Source organism: Kluyvera genomosp. 1, assembly GCF_001266615.1.
In the GTDB taxonomy this organism is placed as follows: domain Bacteria; phylum Pseudomonadota; class Gammaproteobacteria; order Enterobacterales; family Enterobacteriaceae; genus Kluyvera; species Kluyvera cryocrescens_A.
Genome location: NZ_LGHZ01000031.1, coordinates 53,139 through 69,482, shown reverse-complemented (window position 1 = coordinate 69,482; position 16,344 = coordinate 53,139). Strand labels below are relative to the sequence as shown.

General features: G+C 52.3%; 17 protein-coding genes. 11 read left to right on the top strand and 6 right to left on the bottom strand.

Annotated elements, in window-relative coordinates:
* The 4 genes from KP80_RS16640 to mntR all read right to left on the bottom strand — a co-directional run.
* Positions 1-136, bottom strand: a 136-nt coding sequence (locus tag KP80_RS16640) for a GntR family transcriptional regulator (protein ID WP_156315680.1), incomplete at its 3' end; no start/stop codon positions are given.
* Positions 137-159: 23 nt separating this feature from the next.
* The gene (locus KP80_RS16635; RefSeq protein ID WP_052284759.1) at positions 160-1,536 is read right to left on the bottom strand and encodes a glycoside hydrolase family 1 protein; all 1,377 of its coding nucleotides are present in this window, start codon (positions 1,534-1,536) and stop codon (positions 160-162) included.
* 140 nt (positions 1,537-1,676) lie between these two features.
* A complete protein-coding gene (locus KP80_RS16630) occupies positions 1,677-2,789 on the bottom strand; it encodes an anion transporter (RefSeq protein WP_052284758.1) in 1,113 nt (370 codons plus the stop codon).
* Positions 2,790-2,794: 5 nt separating this feature from the next.
* On the bottom strand, positions 2,795-3,259 hold the full coding sequence (gene mntR, locus KP80_RS16625) for a manganese-binding transcriptional regulator MntR (protein ID WP_052284757.1): 465 nt from the start codon (positions 3,257-3,259) through the stop codon (positions 2,795-2,797).
* 181 nt (positions 3,260-3,440) lie between these two features.
* Between mntR and mntS the strand changes: the two genes are divergently transcribed.
* The 3 genes from mntS (at position 3,441) to KP80_RS16610 (ending at position 6,469) form a co-directional block, all read left to right on the top strand.
* Entirely contained in the window at positions 3,441-3,566 is a 126-nt protein-coding gene (gene mntS / locus KP80_RS16620; RefSeq protein ID WP_052284756.1) for a manganase accumulation protein MntS, read from the top strand.
* A gap of 255 nt (positions 3,567-3,821) precedes the next feature.
* The gene (locus KP80_RS16615) at positions 3,822-5,402 is read left to right on the top strand and encodes a phosphoethanolamine transferase (RefSeq protein WP_052284755.1); all 1,581 of its coding nucleotides are present in this window, start codon (positions 3,822-3,824) and stop codon (positions 5,400-5,402) included.
* A gap of 116 nt (positions 5,403-5,518) precedes the next feature.
* Entirely contained in the window at positions 5,519-6,469 is a 951-nt protein-coding gene (locus KP80_RS16610; RefSeq protein ID WP_052284754.1) for a nickel/cobalt transporter, read from the top strand.
* A gap of 75 nt (positions 6,470-6,544) precedes the next feature.
* On the opposite strand, the gene ompX is transcribed toward KP80_RS16610, so the two are convergent.
* Positions 6,545-7,054 carry an outer membrane protein OmpX gene (ompX, locus tag KP80_RS16605; RefSeq protein ID WP_052284753.1) on the bottom strand — a complete coding sequence of 170 codons (510 nt, stop codon included), beginning with the start codon at positions 7,052-7,054 and terminating at the stop codon, positions 6,545-6,547.
* Positions 7,055-7,408: 354 nt separating this feature from the next.
* On the opposite strand from ompX, the gene rhtA reads away from it, so the two are divergent.
* From rhtA to glnQ, 5 genes are all read left to right on the top strand, one after another.
* Positions 7,409-8,296 (top strand): threonine/homoserine exporter RhtA, encoded by an 888-nt coding sequence (gene rhtA / locus KP80_RS16600; protein ID WP_052284752.1) that lies wholly within the window; start codon positions 7,409-7,411, stop codon positions 8,294-8,296.
* 291 nt (positions 8,297-8,587) lie between these two features.
* Positions 8,588-9,091, top strand: coding sequence for a DNA starvation/stationary phase protection protein Dps (dps, locus tag KP80_RS16595; protein ID WP_052284751.1), 504 nt, complete (start codon positions 8,588-8,590; stop codon positions 9,089-9,091).
* 363 nt (positions 9,092-9,454) lie between these two features.
* Positions 9,455-10,201 carry a glutamine ABC transporter substrate-binding protein GlnH gene (gene glnH / locus KP80_RS16590; RefSeq protein ID WP_052284750.1) on the top strand — a complete coding sequence of 249 codons (747 nt, stop codon included), beginning with the start codon at positions 9,455-9,457 and terminating at the stop codon, positions 10,199-10,201.
* An 86-nt stretch (positions 10,202-10,287) separates the two neighbouring features.
* Complete coding sequence (glnP, locus tag KP80_RS16585; protein WP_052284749.1) at positions 10,288-10,947, top strand: glutamine ABC transporter permease GlnP; 660 nt, start codon at positions 10,288-10,290, stop codon at positions 10,945-10,947.
* The gene (gene glnQ, locus KP80_RS16580) at positions 10,944-11,666 is read left to right on the top strand and encodes a glutamine ABC transporter ATP-binding protein GlnQ (RefSeq protein WP_052284748.1); all 723 of its coding nucleotides are present in this window, start codon (positions 10,944-10,946) and stop codon (positions 11,664-11,666) included. Before glnP ends, glnQ begins: the two co-directional genes overlap by 4 nt.
* Positions 11,667-11,709: 43 nt before the next feature.
* Here glnQ and rlmF read toward each other — a convergent pair whose 3' ends face one another.
* On the bottom strand, positions 11,710-12,636 hold the full coding sequence (gene rlmF, locus KP80_RS16575; RefSeq protein WP_052284747.1) for a 23S rRNA (adenine(1618)-N(6))-methyltransferase RlmF: 927 nt from the start codon (positions 12,634-12,636) through the stop codon (positions 11,710-11,712).
* Between the two features lie 96 nt (positions 12,637-12,732).
* On the opposite strand from rlmF, the gene KP80_RS16570 reads away from it, so the two are divergent.
* From KP80_RS16570 to KP80_RS16560, 3 genes are all read left to right on the top strand, one after another.
* On the top strand, positions 12,733-13,353 hold the full coding sequence (locus KP80_RS16570) for a flavin reductase family protein (protein ID WP_052284746.1): 621 nt from the start codon (positions 12,733-12,735) through the stop codon (positions 13,351-13,353).
* Between the two features lie 95 nt (positions 13,354-13,448).
* Positions 13,449-13,709 (top strand): DUF1471 domain-containing protein, encoded by a 261-nt coding sequence (locus tag KP80_RS16565; protein WP_052284745.1) that lies wholly within the window; start codon positions 13,449-13,451, stop codon positions 13,707-13,709.
* A 316-nt stretch (positions 13,710-14,025) separates the two neighbouring features.
* Positions 14,026-16,308: a catecholate siderophore receptor Fiu gene (locus KP80_RS16560; RefSeq protein ID WP_052284744.1), complete on the top strand. Its 2,283-nt coding sequence runs from the start codon at positions 14,026-14,028 to the stop codon at positions 16,306-16,308.
* Positions 16,309-16,344 lie beyond the last annotated feature (36 nt).

Below are 16,344 nucleotides of genomic sequence, written 5' to 3'. Positions count from 1 at the left end.
AGAGACAGGTCATGCGACTGGTGCCAAATTCCGCCGCCAGCGCAAACTGGTCCGGCAGAGGGTCGGAAGCGGGATACTGCCGACTGATAATCCGCTTTTTAATTTCCCGCGCTATCGCGATGTACTTCGCTGCCATCACCCGCCTCTATTTTCCTGTGGTTACATCTCTTCGCCGTTGCTGTGAATGGCCTTTTTCAGCCATGCGTAGCTTTTCTTCGGTACGCGGCGCAAATCTTTTAAATCGTGGTTTTCACGGTTGACGTACACCACGCCGTAGCGTTTACGCATATCGCCCTGTGAGCTCAGGATATCAATCAGCCCCCAGCCGAGATAGCCGATAACCTGCGCGCCGTCTTCAAAAATCGCCTCTTTCATGGCGTTGATATGGTCGCGATGATAGGCAATGCGGTAGTCGTCAGCAATCTGGTTCTCACCGTCCCACGACTCAATCACCCCAATGCCATTTTCAATGGGGAATACCGGCAGACGCCAGTCATTGTAGTAACGAGTAATGATACTGCGGAAACCCAGTGGGTCTATCTGCCAGTTCCACTCGGTGGCTTTCAGATGTGGATTCGGCTTGTCGCCAAACAACATGTAGTTATTGACCGGCGTATCTTTAGGGATGGGGTCGCTATCCAGCGTGCGGCTGGCATAGTAGCTAAACGCCATGTAGTCATTCTTCATGGTCGCCAGCACCGCCAGATCGTCTTCAGGATAAATATCGCGTAGACCCGCCCTCTCGACAAAGTGCATCACTTCCGGGCTGTATCCTTCACCGGCAAAGGCGCGCAGCAGGTTCTGGTTGAAGAATTCATCCAGTTGCTGGGCGCAGAAGACATCGCGCGGTTTGCAGGTTGCCGGATAAACCTGAGCGTGTGCCAACATGCCGCCCATCAGTTTGCCCGGTTTAGTCTGGTGCAGGTAATTCGTCAGATGCGCATGCGCCATCATCACGTGATGCTGAATCTGGTACATCTCGCGCAGGGTTTTATCGCCGCGCATATAGCCGGAAATCAGGAAGGCTTCCGGCATATGGAACAGGTTTTGCTCGTTAAAGGTCAGCCACCACGTGACGCGGTCGCCGAAGCAATCGATCATTTTCTTGCCGTAGCGGATAAAGGCTTCCATCACGCGGCGATCGGTAAAACCGTTGTATTTTTCCGCCAGTGCCAGCGGCATGTCGAAGTGGTAGAGGCAGATCATCGGCTCAATACCGCGCTCAAGCAGTCCCGTGATAAAGCGCTCGTAAAAGGCGATCCCCTCCTCATTGAACTCACCGTCACCTGTTGGGCAGACGCGGCTCCAGGCAATCTGGAAACGGTAGCAGTTCATGCCTAGATCTTTCATTAAATCAAAATCTTCTTCGAAGCGGTGGTAGGAATCCGTCGCCACCTTCCAGTCAGAGGCAAATTCTTTCGGCTCGCGAATATCGTACACCGACATCCCTTTTCCGCCCTCATTCCAGGCACCTTCGGTCTGCATACTGGACACAGAATTACCCCACAGGAAGTTGGCGGGCAGTGATGATTTCATGGCTGGCTCCTATATGACTAGTCATTTAAAGTTAATGACTAGTCATATAGCCGAAAGCCAAAATAATCCGCAACCATGAGGATCGATTTTTGTGAGATCAAAGAGAATTTACCGGGCGAAAGGCGTTCGCCCGGTTGCGATCAGCGAAGGAGAAGCAAAATCCCATATCCCGTCGCTGCGGCCCACAGCAGCATCGGGATCGAGTACAGATGGAAGCGCCACCAGATACGCCTGTCCGCCGCCATGCGTAGGGCAATCAGATTAGCAAGCGATCCCGGCAACAGACCAAATCCACCGACGTTTACCGCCCAAGCCATCAGCAGCGACGGAGGCACGTAGTTCAGTAGCAAAATGGTCGATGGCACGTTGCTTATCACCTGCGACAGGCCAATCGCCGTCAGCCACAGCTGACCGTCGGTCAGCGTGCTCACGCCGCTGAGTGCGTGATTGAGCGCCGGGAGCTGGGTCAGCAGATGCACATCAACAAACATCGCCATAAACACCAGCAGCAGCGTCCAGTCAACGCTAAATACCACGCGACGCGCCAGCAGCAGGAAGCCCACGGCAACGATAATCAGCCCCCACAGCTCCTGCTTTATCTCCAGCGCCGCAAGGAAAATCAGGTAAAACGCCAGACAGCTCCACACCAGCAGCGGCTGCCATCCCGGTGTGCGATCGCTGCTCTGAAACGCAAGCTTTTTCGCCGGGAAACAAAACCAGCACAGCACCAGCAGCGTCACCATCATCGCGAGTGCCAGCGGCAACATTTGCAGCGTAAAAGCCGGGAAAGAGAGACCGGAACGCCCCCACAGCATGATGTTTTGCGGGTTGCCGATAGGCGTGAGTAATGAACCGGCATTGACCGCCAGCGCTTCAAAGATGATCAGCCGATTAATCGGCAGCGCGCACCATTTCTTCAAGGTGAGCGTCAGCGGCACAACAATAAACAGCGCCACGTCGTTGGTGAGGAACGTTGATAGTAATGCCGCAGCCAGCACCATAAACAGCGCCAGCTGGCGTTCGGTAACAAAACGGCGCGCCATTTTACGCCCCAGAACATCAAAATAGCCGCTCTGCTCAACGCCTTTGGTCAGCAGCATCAGGCCACTTAAGGTAATAATGGTGTGCCAGTCAACCGCTGCGGGCCAGCTGGAAGGTTGAAAGGGTACGAAGAAACTCAGTACCACGCCGATGAGAATCAGCAGATGTAAAAAACGATCGCCCATCAGCGATCGTATAAAAGGGAGATTCATTCAGCCTATTGCCCATGCTTTTGGGTAAACTGACGGAACATGTCCAGCGTCTCTTCGCTGACATGATGTTCAATGCCTTCCGCATCGCGGCGGGCCGTGTCGGCGCTGACGCCGAGTACCAGCAGGAAGTTTTCCACCACCTGGTGGCGTTCGCGGCTCTCCTGTGCCAGCTTTTCGCCCTCCGGTGTCAAAAATACCCCGCGCCACGGGATCTGTTCAATCAGCCCAACGCCCGCCAGACGTTTGAGCATTTTGGCGACGGTCGGCTGTGAGACGCCCAGCCGCGCCGCCATATCCACCTGCCGCGCTTCACCCACTTCGTTGATCAAATCGGAAATCAGCTCGACGTAATCATCAATTAGCTCCCGGCGGTGCGCTTCGCGGACCTGACGAAAGCCTTCAACGTGTTCTTCGACATTAACTAGCTGCGTCACTTTTTTTGTTGTTGGCGTACCTGCGCGACGTCCCATAGCACTTCCTCATCAAGTGTGACGCCTGAACGCGCCATATCAAGTGAGCCCATTGTAATGGATTGTGACCCAAGCACAAAAATTTAACGTTTTAGCCATAGCTATAAAATATAGCCTGTGCTATATCTGTATGTAATACGAACGCTCATCAAGGATTGAGGAGCTGAATGGAGGAGGAACCATGAACGAATTCAAGAGGTGTATCAGCGTGTTTAGCCACTCTCCTTTTAAAGTACGCTTGATGTTAATCGGTATGCTGTGCGATCTGATCAACGGCAAACCACAGAAAGACACTCCGTCCCGCTAAGCGGCGCCGCGACGCCGCTTCATCATCCTGTCACAATCGTCTGACAAGCTACCCGTTTGGCCCAAAATCCCCGCTTATTTTCTGGTTTTGTAATCGCCATCCCAAAACATTTCGTTATCAGCAGTTGACCGCGTAATAAGCTCGCTTTATCTTCTTGCAGCCCTGTACTTTGCATCCCCCTCTTCACGCATGGTCTGGTCAATAAAGAACCCTTGACGCCAGGGGACGCACATGGCGTTTTTATAGTTGCGATCTATGAATCTAACCCTGAAAGACACCCTTGCCGCACGTGGGCTTGCCGTTAGCCCGTGGACAGGATTTTATTTTTTACAATCCATTCTGATAAACCTGGCGCTAGGCTATCCATTTAGCCTGCTGTATGCGGTAGCGTTTACCTGCGTGCTCCATCTGCTGTGGCGTACGCTGCCTAAAGTACAAAAGGTGATTCTGGGGGTTTATTCACTCGTTGCCGCGCTGTATTTCCCCTTCAGCACGGCCTACGGCGCACCTAACTTCAATACCCTGTTGGCGCTGCACTCTACCAACATGGAAGAATCGACGGAAATCTTCACTATTTTCCCGTGGTACAGCTACCTGGTGGGGATCTTCATCTTTGTGCTCGGGGTGATTGCCGTTCGACGCAAACCGGCTGCCAAAACGCGCTGGACGCTGATGAATACCCTGTGCCTGTTGTTCAGTATCGGCGTCTTTTTTGTCCAGCCGATTCAAAACCAGCTCTACGGGGGCGTGTTTAAGCTTAAAGACAGCGGCTATCCGGCCTTTCGCTTTGTGAAAGATATTATCGTCAACAATAACGAAGTGCTTGATGAGCAAAAGCGCATGGCCGAGCTTTCCGGGGTTAAAGACACCTGGAACGTCGTTGCGGTGAAGCCTAAATATCACACCTACGTGGTGGTGATTGGGGAGAGCGCGCGCCGTGATGCCCTGGGTGCGTTTGGCGGGCATTGGGACAACACACCGTTTGCCAGCTCGGTTAACGGTAATCTGTTCACTGACTACGTCGCCGCCAGCGGCTCAACGCAGAAATCATTAGGCTTAACGCTCAACCGTGTGGTCGACGGCAAGCCGCAGTACCAGGATAACTTTGTCACCCTGGCCAACCGCGCGGGTTTCCAGACCTGGTGGTTCTCAAATCAGGGCCAGATCGGTGAATACGACACGGCGATTGCCAGCATTGCAAAACGCGCCGATGAGGTTCACTTCCTGAAAAGCGGTGATTTTGAAGCGGATAAAAATACCCGCGACGAAGCGCTGCTGAAGATGACCGCTCAGGTACTGTCAACCCAACGCAGCCAGCCGCAGCTGATTGTCCTGCATCTGATGGGCTCGCACCCACAGGCCTGTGACCGTACGCAGGGCAAATATGCCCAGTTTGTGCAGTCCAAAGAGACCTCTTGCTATCTCTATACCATGACGCAAACGGATAACCTGCTAAGCCAGCTCTATACGCAGCTGCGCAGCAACACCGACAGTTTCTCGTTGGTCTATTTCTCCGACCACGGTCTGGCGTTTAAAGAACGCGGTAAAGCGGTGCAGTATCTGGCGCATGATGATAAGTACCAGCAGAACTTCCAGGTGCCCTTTATGGTGCTTTCAAGCGATGATAAAACGCATAACGTGATCAAAGCGCGCCGCTCGGCCAACGATTTTCTGAGCTTCTTCTCGCAGTGGACCGGTATTCAGACCAAAGAGATTACGCCAAAGTATCGTTTTATCTCGAAGCAAAAAGCCGGCAAAGTCTTCATCACCAACTTCCAGTTACAAAAAGTGGATTACGATACGCTGAAGACCGATCTCTTTGATCCCAAAAGCTAATTTCGCTGTTCGTTTTCCCGCTATCCGTTGACTGTCGGTTCAGGTCAATGGATAGCGCATAACGCAATCGTTGTATTACTATACTGTCCTCAAGACCTTCTATTGCAGGCCATCTGATGACAGTACACCGCCTCACCTTCGACTGGCGCCTTCCCACCGCGGGGCTTAGCACGCTGGTGCTACTTGCCGCGGCATTCACGCTGCACTCGCACTGGGCCGCGTTTATTCAATGGTGTCTCGCCACGCAAATTACCCTGCATCGCTATCTCGTAATGTATCTGCTGCAGCTGAATAATCATGAGTACAGCGGTGGGTTATGGCTGCTGACCGGCGCCTTTTTCTATGGTGTGCTCCACGCTATCGGACCGGGGCACGGCAAATTCATCGTCACGACCTACCTCAGCACCAATAAAGAAAGCCTGTTCGCTGCCCGTGCGGTACCGTTCGTCGGCAGCCTAATGCAGGGTATCAGCGCGATTCTTTTCGTGTTTATTCTGGTCGTGGGTTTCAACCTGGCTTCGGGCGATCTCAGTACCAGCCGCTGGTACGTAGAGAAAATCAGCGCCGTGATGATTGGTTTATTCGGCGTCTTCGTGATTTATCAGGCGCTCAAGAGCCTGCGTCCGCGCAGGCTATCTATTTCGTCACTAAAACCGCTTCACTCACATGACGAACACTGCGGCTGCGGGCATCATGGCGTAGGTGCAGCGGCTCAGGGCGACTGGAAAACCCGTCTCGGTGTGGTTCTGGCGATTGGCGCACGGCCGTGCAGCGGCGCCATCATGATTTTGATGTTTGCCAATACGCTCGGCATGGTGAGCTGGGGAGTTGCTGCGGTGATGACCATGGCGCTCGGTACCGCACTGTCGATTCTCGGACTGTCGCTTGCCGTGCGCTACGCACGCGAACGGACAATTGCCTTCTTTGGCGGAGCGTTAGGAGGAGACTGGGTGATACCTGCGGTGAAAATTGCGGGAGGTGTGATGCTGATTTTGTTTGCCACCGTCCTGTTCCTGACGGTGATCCCCATCAGCGCAAACGGCGACTACATTGCCGCGGGGTGTTGAGTTCGGAAAGGAATGGGTTTAAAAAGGGCATTAAAAAAGGGGCCATAATGACCCCTTTTATTATCACCGAAGTGATTAGAAGCGGTAACCTGCACCAACAATCCAGGTACCCACGTCAACGCTACGAATGCGAGACTGCTCGTAAGAGAAGTCCAGAGCAACGTTTTCGATTGGGTTGAACTGCAGGCCAGCGCCGTAGGAGAAGCCGTAGTCGCTGGTGCTGTTGTTGTCAGGGAACTGGTTGCCCTGTGCTTTACCGTAGCCCAGACCAATTACACCGTAGATGCTTGCCCAGTCGTTCAGACGGTAAGCTGGACCAGCAGTGATACCGTAGTACTGGCCTTTAGTGTACACGCCGTTCTGGGTGTCACTTTTTTCGGTGTAAGTGAAGGAGCTGATCACGCCCAGTGGGCTGTTGTCAGCTTCGTAGCGATATTTCAGGTTGAAGCCGCCAGCTTTGTTAGCGACGCCCTGCATATCACTCTGAGCGTAACCACCGGTAACGGTGGAAGTTGCAGCTACGGCAGTACCTGCGGAAACAGCCAGAACTGCGGCCAGTGCTGAAAGACATGCAATTTTTTTCATAACCACCTCAAATGTGCTTCTAATAAGTCCGTAAGTTTTAAATATATCAAAAATTGTTAAGAAACTCTTTCGTCCTGATGATGTCTAAGGGCATCTTTGATGTAACAATTTTTTTCCATCTAGCGATATCCATTTCATTAACAACGCTTTTTTCCGTTAAATCTTATCGCAATAACGGTAAAAACATTGCGCCATTTTCCAGACAATTCCTAATTTGACAGACGAAATAATCATCGACTAAGCAAAGTTTACTCGTTCCAGGTCGTTTTTTTTTCAACAAATCCTCAACCGTTGCGCACTATTTCAATTACACTGCCGGTTTTACTTCGTTTGACAAAAATTGACAGGAATAAGATGTCCGGCATGTCTCGCAAGCTACCGTCATGGTTACCTATACTCGTCATCTTAATCTCGATGATCTCCATTCAAAGCGGCGCCTCTCTCGCCAAATCATTGTTTCCTCTGATTGGCGCACCGGGCGTCACCGCGCTACGCCTGGCGCTGGGTACGCTGATTCTGGTCATCATTTTTAAACCGTGGCGGCTGCGATTTGCGAAGGAGCAGCGTCTTCCTCTACTGTTTTACGGTTTGTCCCTTGGGGCAATGAACTATCTGTTCTATCTCTCTTTACAGCGAATTCCATTAGGTATTGCAGTGGCACTCGAATTTACCGGGCCGCTGGCGGTAGCGCTATTCTCCTCGCGCCGACCGGTCGATTTCATTTGGGTGATCCTGGCGGTTGCCGGGCTGTGGTTCCTGCTGCCGCTTGGCCAGGATGTGGCACATGTTGATTTAACCGGTGCGCTGCTTGCGCTGGGTGCCGGGGCCGGTTGGGCAGTCTATATTCTGGCTGGACGCCGTGCGGGTGAGGAGCATGGGCCAGCAACCGTCGCGATGGGGTCGCTGATTGCCGCTATCGTGTTTGTTCCGCTCGGCGCATTCCAGGCCACAGAAGCACTGTGGCACTGGTCGCTGCTGCCAATCGGATTGGCCATTGCCGTTCTTTCTACCGCCCTGCCCTATACGCTTGAGATGATCGCGTTAACGCGCCTGCCCACGCGTACATTTGGCACATTAATGAGTATGGAACCCGCGATCGCGACGCTATCTGGCCTGGTATTCCTTGGTGAAACCCTCACCTTTAGCCAAACGATGGCCCTGGGTGCCATTATTTTGGCATCAATGGGTTCCACGTTGACTATGCGTCAGGAAACAAAAATCGAAAAAGTCGATATCGGATAATTCTATTTATTATGCATAGTGTGTACCACTATGCATAATATCCAATAGCAACTTCATGGTTATTTATCAGAGATCAACAACTCTCGTCATAAAATAGACACAAAATAACAAATCAATCACAACGCATTGTTTATTAACGATTTTAATACACAGCAATGCGTTCACTATCAGACCTATAGGTATAACCAAAAAATATCCGCTGATAGCGGTGCTATACTTGTTTTCGTTAATTCATGAGGACGCAGATACACCGGCGTTTATAGGTGTATCAGATCAAGAGGATATATGATTATGAGTACTGCAAAACTGGTCAAAACTAAAAACGCCCAACTTCTCTATACGCGTAACGATGTTCCGGAAAGCGAAAAACAGGCTACCGTTGCGTTACTCAATCGTCAGGTTCTTCAGTTTATCGATCTGTCGCTTATCACCAAACAGGCACACTGGAACATGCGCGGTGCAAACTTTATCGCCGTACATGAGATGCTGGACGGCTTCCGCACTGCGTTGACCGATCATCTGGATACTATGGCTGAACGTGCCGTACAGCTTGGCGGTATTGCGCTAGGTACCACACAGGTTATCAATGCGCAAACCCCGCTAAAAAGCTATCCGCTGGATATCACCAGCGTACAGGATCACTTAAAAGCGCTGGCTGAGCGCTACGCCATCGTCGCTAATGATGTACGTAAAGCCATTAGTGAAGCGAAGGACGAAGATACCGCCGATATCTTTACCGCCGCCTCCCGCGATTTAGATAAGTTCCTGTGGTTTATCGAAGCGAATATTGAATAACCATAAGTCATACTTATGCCCTCCAGCCCCCTGTGGCGGGAGGGCATTGCACTAAAAAAGTGCACCATCAGCGCTTTAAACTCCGATAAAGTAAACAACTTGTAATAGTCACCTCACACAATCGTTAATAAAAGATTGTTTTCCCCCCTGCGTTTGCGCTAAAAAACACCATACTTAACAACGCACTTTTCATGCACCACTTTGGTGCCCCCATATGGTGCATATGGACATTTATCCTGCCGAAATCGTGCACTGATAAAAGTATTATCTGTTAAGAAACAATGCATTGTGAAGTTGGCACGATTTTTTCATAAGCCGATTGTTCTCGCAGGGGATCGCCCCGTGGATATAAAAGGAAATGCTATGAAGTCAATGTTTAAAGTTTCACTGGCTGCACTCACCCTGGCTTTTGCGGTTTCTTCTCAAGCAGCTGAGAAACAACTGGTTGTGGCAACGGACACCGCGTTCGTGCCGTTTGAATTCAAACAGGGTGACAAATACGTCGGTTTCGATGTGGATCTGTGGGCCGCTATCGCCAAAGAGCTGAAGCTGAACTATACCCTGAAGCCAATGGACTTCAGCGGCATCATTCCTGCACTGCAGACCAAAAATATCGATCTGGCGCTGGCTGGGATCACAATTACTGACGAACGTAAAAAAGCAATCGACTTCTCCGACGGTTACTACAAAAGCGGCCTGCTGGTGATGGTGAAAGCCAACAACAACGACATCAAGAGCGTGAAAGATCTCGACGGTAAAGTGGTCGCGGTGAAGAGTGGTACCGGTTCTGTTGACTACGCGAAAGCGAATATCAAAACCAAAGATCTGCGTCAGTTCCCGAACATCGACAACGCATATATGGAGTTAGGCACCAACCGCGCTGACGCCGTTCTGCACGATACGCCAAACATTCTGTACTTCATCAAAACCGCCGGTAACGGTCAGTTCAAAGCGGTGGGTGAATCACTGGAAGCACAGCAATACGGTATCGCGTTCCCGAAAGGCAGCGATGATCTGCGTGAGAAAGTGAATGGTGCGCTGAAAACGCTGCGTGAGAATGGCACCTACAACGAAATTTACAAAAAATGGTTCGGTACTGAGCCAAAATAATTATTCTTAATAATGACTGATTAGTTCAGGGGCGACCTTTCGCCCCTGTTGTTTTTGAAAAAACCACGGTAACAGGAATACTTATTATGCAGTTTGACTGGAGCGTCATCTGGCCAGCCATTCCAATTTTGTTGGACGGCGCCAAAATGACTCTGTGGATTTCGGTCCTCGGGTTGGCGGGCGGTATTATTATCGGCCTGTTGGCGGGCTTAGCCCGTACCTACGGTGGCTGGATAGCTAACCACGTCGCACTCGTGTTCATCGAAGTGATCCGCGGTACGCCTATCGTTGTGCAGGTAATGTACATCTACTTTGCGCTGCCAATGGCCTTCCCGGACATCCGTATCGATACCTTCACCGCAGCGGTGATCACTATCATGATCAACTCCGGTGCGTACATCGCGGAAATTACCCGCGGCTCGGTACTGTCGATTCATAAAGGCTTCAGTGAAGCGGGCCTGGCGCTAGGCCTTTCACGTCGCGAAACCATCCGTCATGTGATTATGCCGCTGGCGCTGCGTCGCATGCTGCCGGCACTCGGTAACCAGCTGATTATTAGTATCAAAGATACGTCTCTGTTTATCGTGATCGGTGCCGCCGAACTGACCCGTAGCGGTCAGGAAATTATTGCTGGCAACTTCCGCGCGCTGGAAATCTGGACCGCCGTTGGCGTCATCTACCTGATCATCACTCAGGTATTGAATATCGTGCTCCGCATTCTTGAAAGAAGGATGAAAATCCTGTGATTGAATTTAAAAACGTCTCTAAGCACTTTGGGCAAACCCAGGTGCTGCACAACATCGACCTGAACGTCAAACAGGGTGAAGTGGTGGTGATTATCGGGCCATCCGGTTCCGGTAAATCAACCCTGCTGCGCTGCATCAACAAGCTCGAAGAGATCACCAGCGGCGATCTGTTCGTTGATGGCCTGAAGGTTAACGATCCGAAGGTCGATGAACGCCTGATTCGTCAGGAAGCCGGTATGGTGTTCCAGCAGTTCTACCTGTTCCCACACCTGACCGCGTTGGAAAACGTGATGTTTGGTCCAACCCGCGTACGTGGTCTGAACAAAGACGACGCCGAGAAGCTGGCCAAAGAACTGTTAGCCAAAGTGGGTCTGGCCGAACGTGCTCACCACTACCCATCTGAGCTTTCCGGTGGTCAGCAGCAGCGCGTGGCCATTGCCCGTGCGCTGGCGGTGAAACCGAAAATGATGCTGTTTGATGAACCAACCTCTGCGCTGGATCCGGAACTGCGTCATGAAGTGCTGAAAGTCATGCAGGATCTGGCAGAAGAAGGGATGACGATGGTGATCGTAACCCACGAAATCGGTTTTGCCGAGAAAGTGGCTTCACGCCTGATCTTCATTGATAAAGGGCGTATTGCCGAAGATGGCAACCCACAAGAGCTGGTGAAGAACCCACCAAGCCAGCGTCTGCAAGAGTTCCTGCAGCACGTCTCCTGATAGCACGCCGTTTATCCCTCCCGGGATAAACGGCGCTTTTCTCTTAGCGTTTACGCGCCAGGAAACGACGACGCTGATCGTCATCCATGAAGGACCATGCAATAAAGCGACTTTGCTTCTGACCCTGCGCCATCTCTTTTTTCACGACCTTCACGGCCCCCACGTCGGTTAACGCACGGTACAGCGGCGGCAGGTTTTCGCCTTTGGATACCAGTGAGGTGAACCACATCACCTGACGGCCAAACTCTTTACTCTCGGCAATCATCTGCTTGATGAAGGCCACTTCTCCACCTTCACACCACAGCTCCTGCTGCTGGCCACCGAAGTTCAGTGCGCCATCACGATCCTGTCCGAGGTTACGACGTTTACGCTCACCACCCGCACGCGCAGCGGCGGCAGAATCATGGAACGGTGGGTTACACAGCGTGGCATCGAACTGCTCATTTTTATGAATAATGCCGTTAAACATCGCGGTGATATCTTTCTGGCGACGCAGACGAATCATGCGGTTAAGCGAAGGGTTGGCACTCAGAATCGCCTGCGCGCTGGCAAACGCCTGTGGATGCGTTTCGCTGCCGGTAAAACGCCAGCCGTATTCATGCGCACCAATCAGTGGGTAAATGCAGTTGGCGCCGACGCCGACATCCAGAATACTGGCGCCCTTCACCACTTCGCCACGCTCATCGCTGAGCAGATCGGCAAGATGGTGGATATAGTCAGCGCGCCCCGGCACCGGTGGGCAGAGAAAACCTTCCGGGATATCCCACTCTTTCACCGCGTAAAAATGAGCCAGCAGGGCTTTATTCAGCGTTTTTACCGCCAGCGGATCGGCGAAATTAATGGTTTGCTCCCCAACCGGGTTGAGGGTAATAAAATCGCTCAGTGCCGGGCAGGCTTCGCACAGCGCAGCCAGATCGTAGCGATTATGATGACGGTTGCGCGGATGCAACCCCGGTTTTTGGGTAGTCATGACTTTCTCCTGTCGTAATGCCGCGTAAGATACCCGTTGACGGCGGTGCGGTAAATAAGGGAGTCTGGTTTCCTGCGATTAAATGACAGGTGCGCTATGTATTTCTATCAGCCTTCTCAGGGACACGGTCTGCCGCATGACCCGCTTAACGCCATTGTCGGGCCACGGCCTATCGGTTGGATTTCCTCTGTTGATACCAAGGGGCGTCCTAACCTGGCACCCTACAGTTTTTTTAACTGCTTCAACTATCGCCCACCGATCATCGGTTTTGCCAGCAGCGGCTGGAAAGACAGCGTACAAAATATCGTCGATACCAAAGAGTTTGTCTGGAACCTCACCACGCGTGATTTAGCGGTGGCAATGAATGAAAGCTCGGCCAGCCTACCGCACGGCGAAAATGAATTTATTCGTGCCGGGCTCACCGCCGCACCAGCTCAACTGGTGAAGGCGCCGCGCGTGGCGGAGAGCCCGGTGCACTTCGAGTGCCGGCTGTCGCAATGCATTCAGCTGACCGGTGCTGACGGCGTCGCCGTCGATACCTGGCTCGTTCTCGGCGAAGTCGTCGGTATTCATATTGCCGAATCACTGCTGGAAGAGGGTATTTATCAGACGGCACGCGCACAGCCGGTACTGCGAGCCGGTGGGCCTTCAGCCTACTACACCATCGAAGAAAGTCACCGCTTCGATTTGATTCGCCCGGACGCCCGCCAGAACTGATCCTTTCAGCCGCTACGGTGGCTGATATTTTCCCCTCCCTTCCTGCCAGCGACCTACACTTAATGTATTCCCTGTTGCTTTCAGGAGGGGATGCCATGAACACACGCCATCTGCTTTATCTCGCCACGATCCTCGCGACGTTCCCTTTCTCGGCCCACGCCAGCCCAATACCAACCGGTGCACCCACTGGGCAATTCCGCCCCGTCGGCACCGTCTCCGCCAGCGGGGCCGCAAATCTGGATGATTTACAACAACAGCTGGCTAAAAAAGCCCATCAGGCAGGTGCTAAGGCCTATGTGGTGGATGCAGCCAGCGGCAAGAACAAAATGTTTGGCTCAGCGACGCTCTATGAATAACCCTTCCTCTGGTCGGCATAAACACCCCGTCCAGCCGACCTCCTGGCGCATTTTAACCGTGATATAGAGGTCAAATACGCCAGGAAACCCCCTGAATTATGTAAGCTTTATGTATACAAAATGAAGAAACTGTAAATCAATGTATTTATTTTTAGCCCAATGAGTGATAAAAAGTTACGCGTTTTGATAATGCTTCTCACAATCATTATCAAATTCATTTAATAAAAATAAGCAACCTGCAGTGGCAAAGGGGACATGACGTTCCCGGTTGTCATTTTTTACATCGTAATTAAAAAATTATAAGACGCTCATTGATATGGAAAAAAATCGCACTACCCCGTTCAGTAGCTTTAGTTCTCTCACCATTTTCACCGGATTATGTCTTGGCTTAACGCCTGCCGCTCAGGCCGACGAAGCAAAAGAGAAGAGCCCTGGCGATACGTTGGTCGTTGAAGCCCAGGCCCCTTCCCTGTACGCACCGACAAAATCCGCCGATCCGAAATTCAGCCGTCCGATTGCGGATACCACCCGTACCGTAACCGTCATTTCCGAGCAGGTGATTAAAGATCAGGGTGCGACCAATCTGACCGATGCGTTGAAAAACGTGCCGGGCGTGGGCGCATTCTTCGCCGGGGAAAACGGTAGCTCATCCACTGGTGATACTATCTACATGCGTGGCGCGGATACCTCTAACAGTATCTATGTCGATGGTATTCGTGATATCGGCAGCGTGACCCGCGATACGTTTAATACTGAACAGGTAGAAGTGATTAAAGGGCCGTCCGGTTCGGACTATGGCCGCAGCGCGCCAACGGGCTCGATCAATATGATCAGCAAACAGCCGCGTCTGGACTCTGGTATAGATGCCTCAGCAAGTATCGGCAGCGCATGGTATCGCCGCGGTACGCTGGATCTTAATGAAGCAATTGGTGAAACCACCGCCGTACGTTTAAACCTGATGGGTGAGAAAACCCATGACGCCGGGCGTGATAATGTCAAAAATGAGCGCTACGGCATTGCGCCATCTATCGCTTTTGGCCTGGGTACGCAAAACCGCCTGTACCTCAACTACCTGCATGTGAAGCAGAACAATACGCCAGATGGCGGCGTACCAACCGTGGGCCTACCGGGCTACTCCGCGCCTAACGCCAAAACCTCGGCGCTGAACTCTTCCGGGAAAGTTGATACCCATAACTTCTATGGCACCAACTCGGATTACGACGACTCGACCACCGATACGGCGACGATGCGTTTCGAGCATGACTTCAACGACACCACCACCATTCGCAACACCACTCGCTGGTCGCAGATCAAGCAAGATTATATGATGACGGCGATGATGGGTGGCGCCAGCAACATCGGCATGCCCGATCCAAACAACGTTAACACCTGGACCTGGACGCGCAACATCAACACGAAAGATGTCAGCAACAAGATCCTGACTAACCAGACCAACCTGACGTCGAAGTTCTATACCGGTTCCGTCGGCCACGACATCAGTACCGGCGTGGAATTGACTCACGAACAACAAACCAACTACGGCGTTTATCCGTTCACCGCACCGCCGGTCAATCTCTACAACCCGAACAGCAATATTTCGCTGGGCGGCCTACAGCGTAGCGGTGCAAACTCCAACGGACAGACCGATACCTTTGGGATCTACGCGTTCGATACGCTGCAAATTACCCAGGATTTCGAGCTGAACGGCGGCATCCGTCTTGATAGCTATCACACCGAGTATGACAGCGCCTCGCTGTGCGGCGGTACCGGGCGCGGTGCTATCGCCTGCCCGGCTGGCGTCGCGAAAAACTCGCCGGTCAATACCGTCGATGCTACCAAGTCCGGCAATTTGGTTAACTGGAAAGCCGGTGCGCTCTATCACCTGACGCAAAACGGTAACGTGTACGTCAACTACGGCATCTCGCAGCAGCCTCCTGGCGGTAGCAACTTCGCCCTGGCCGCGGGCGGTACCGGCAACAGCGCTAACCGTACCGACTTCAAACCACAGAAAGCCAAAACCAGTGAAGTGGGCACCAAGTGGGAAGTGCTGGATAAACGCCTGCTGCTCTCTGCTGCTATCTTCCGTACCGATATTGAGAACGATGTAGAAGCGAACGACGATGGTACATACTCCCAGTACGGCACTAAACGCGTAGAAGGCTACGAGCTGTCCGTTGCTGGTAACATTACGCCCGCCTGGCAAGTGATTGGTGGCTTTACCCAGCAACGCGCTTCCGTGCGTGAAGGTGCGGAAATTGCGCAGGACGGCACCACTTCTCTGCCATACACCCCTGAGCACGCCTTTACTCTGTGGAGCCAGTACCAGGCCACCGATGCTATCTCCGTCGGCGCAGGCGCGCGTTACATTGGCAGCATGCACCGCGGTGCAGATGGCGCGGTCGGCACCCCATCTTCCACCGAAAGCTACTGGGTAGCCGACGCTAAGCTGGGCTACCGCGTCAACAGCACACTTGACCTCCAGCTGAACGTTTACAACCTGTTTGATACCAATTATGTTGCCTCTATCAACAAAAGTGGCTATCGCTACCACCCAGGCGAGCCAAGAACCTTCGTGTTAACGACTAACGTACACTTCTAAGCTATACCGTGGGGCGCAAGCCCCACTTTCTTTTTC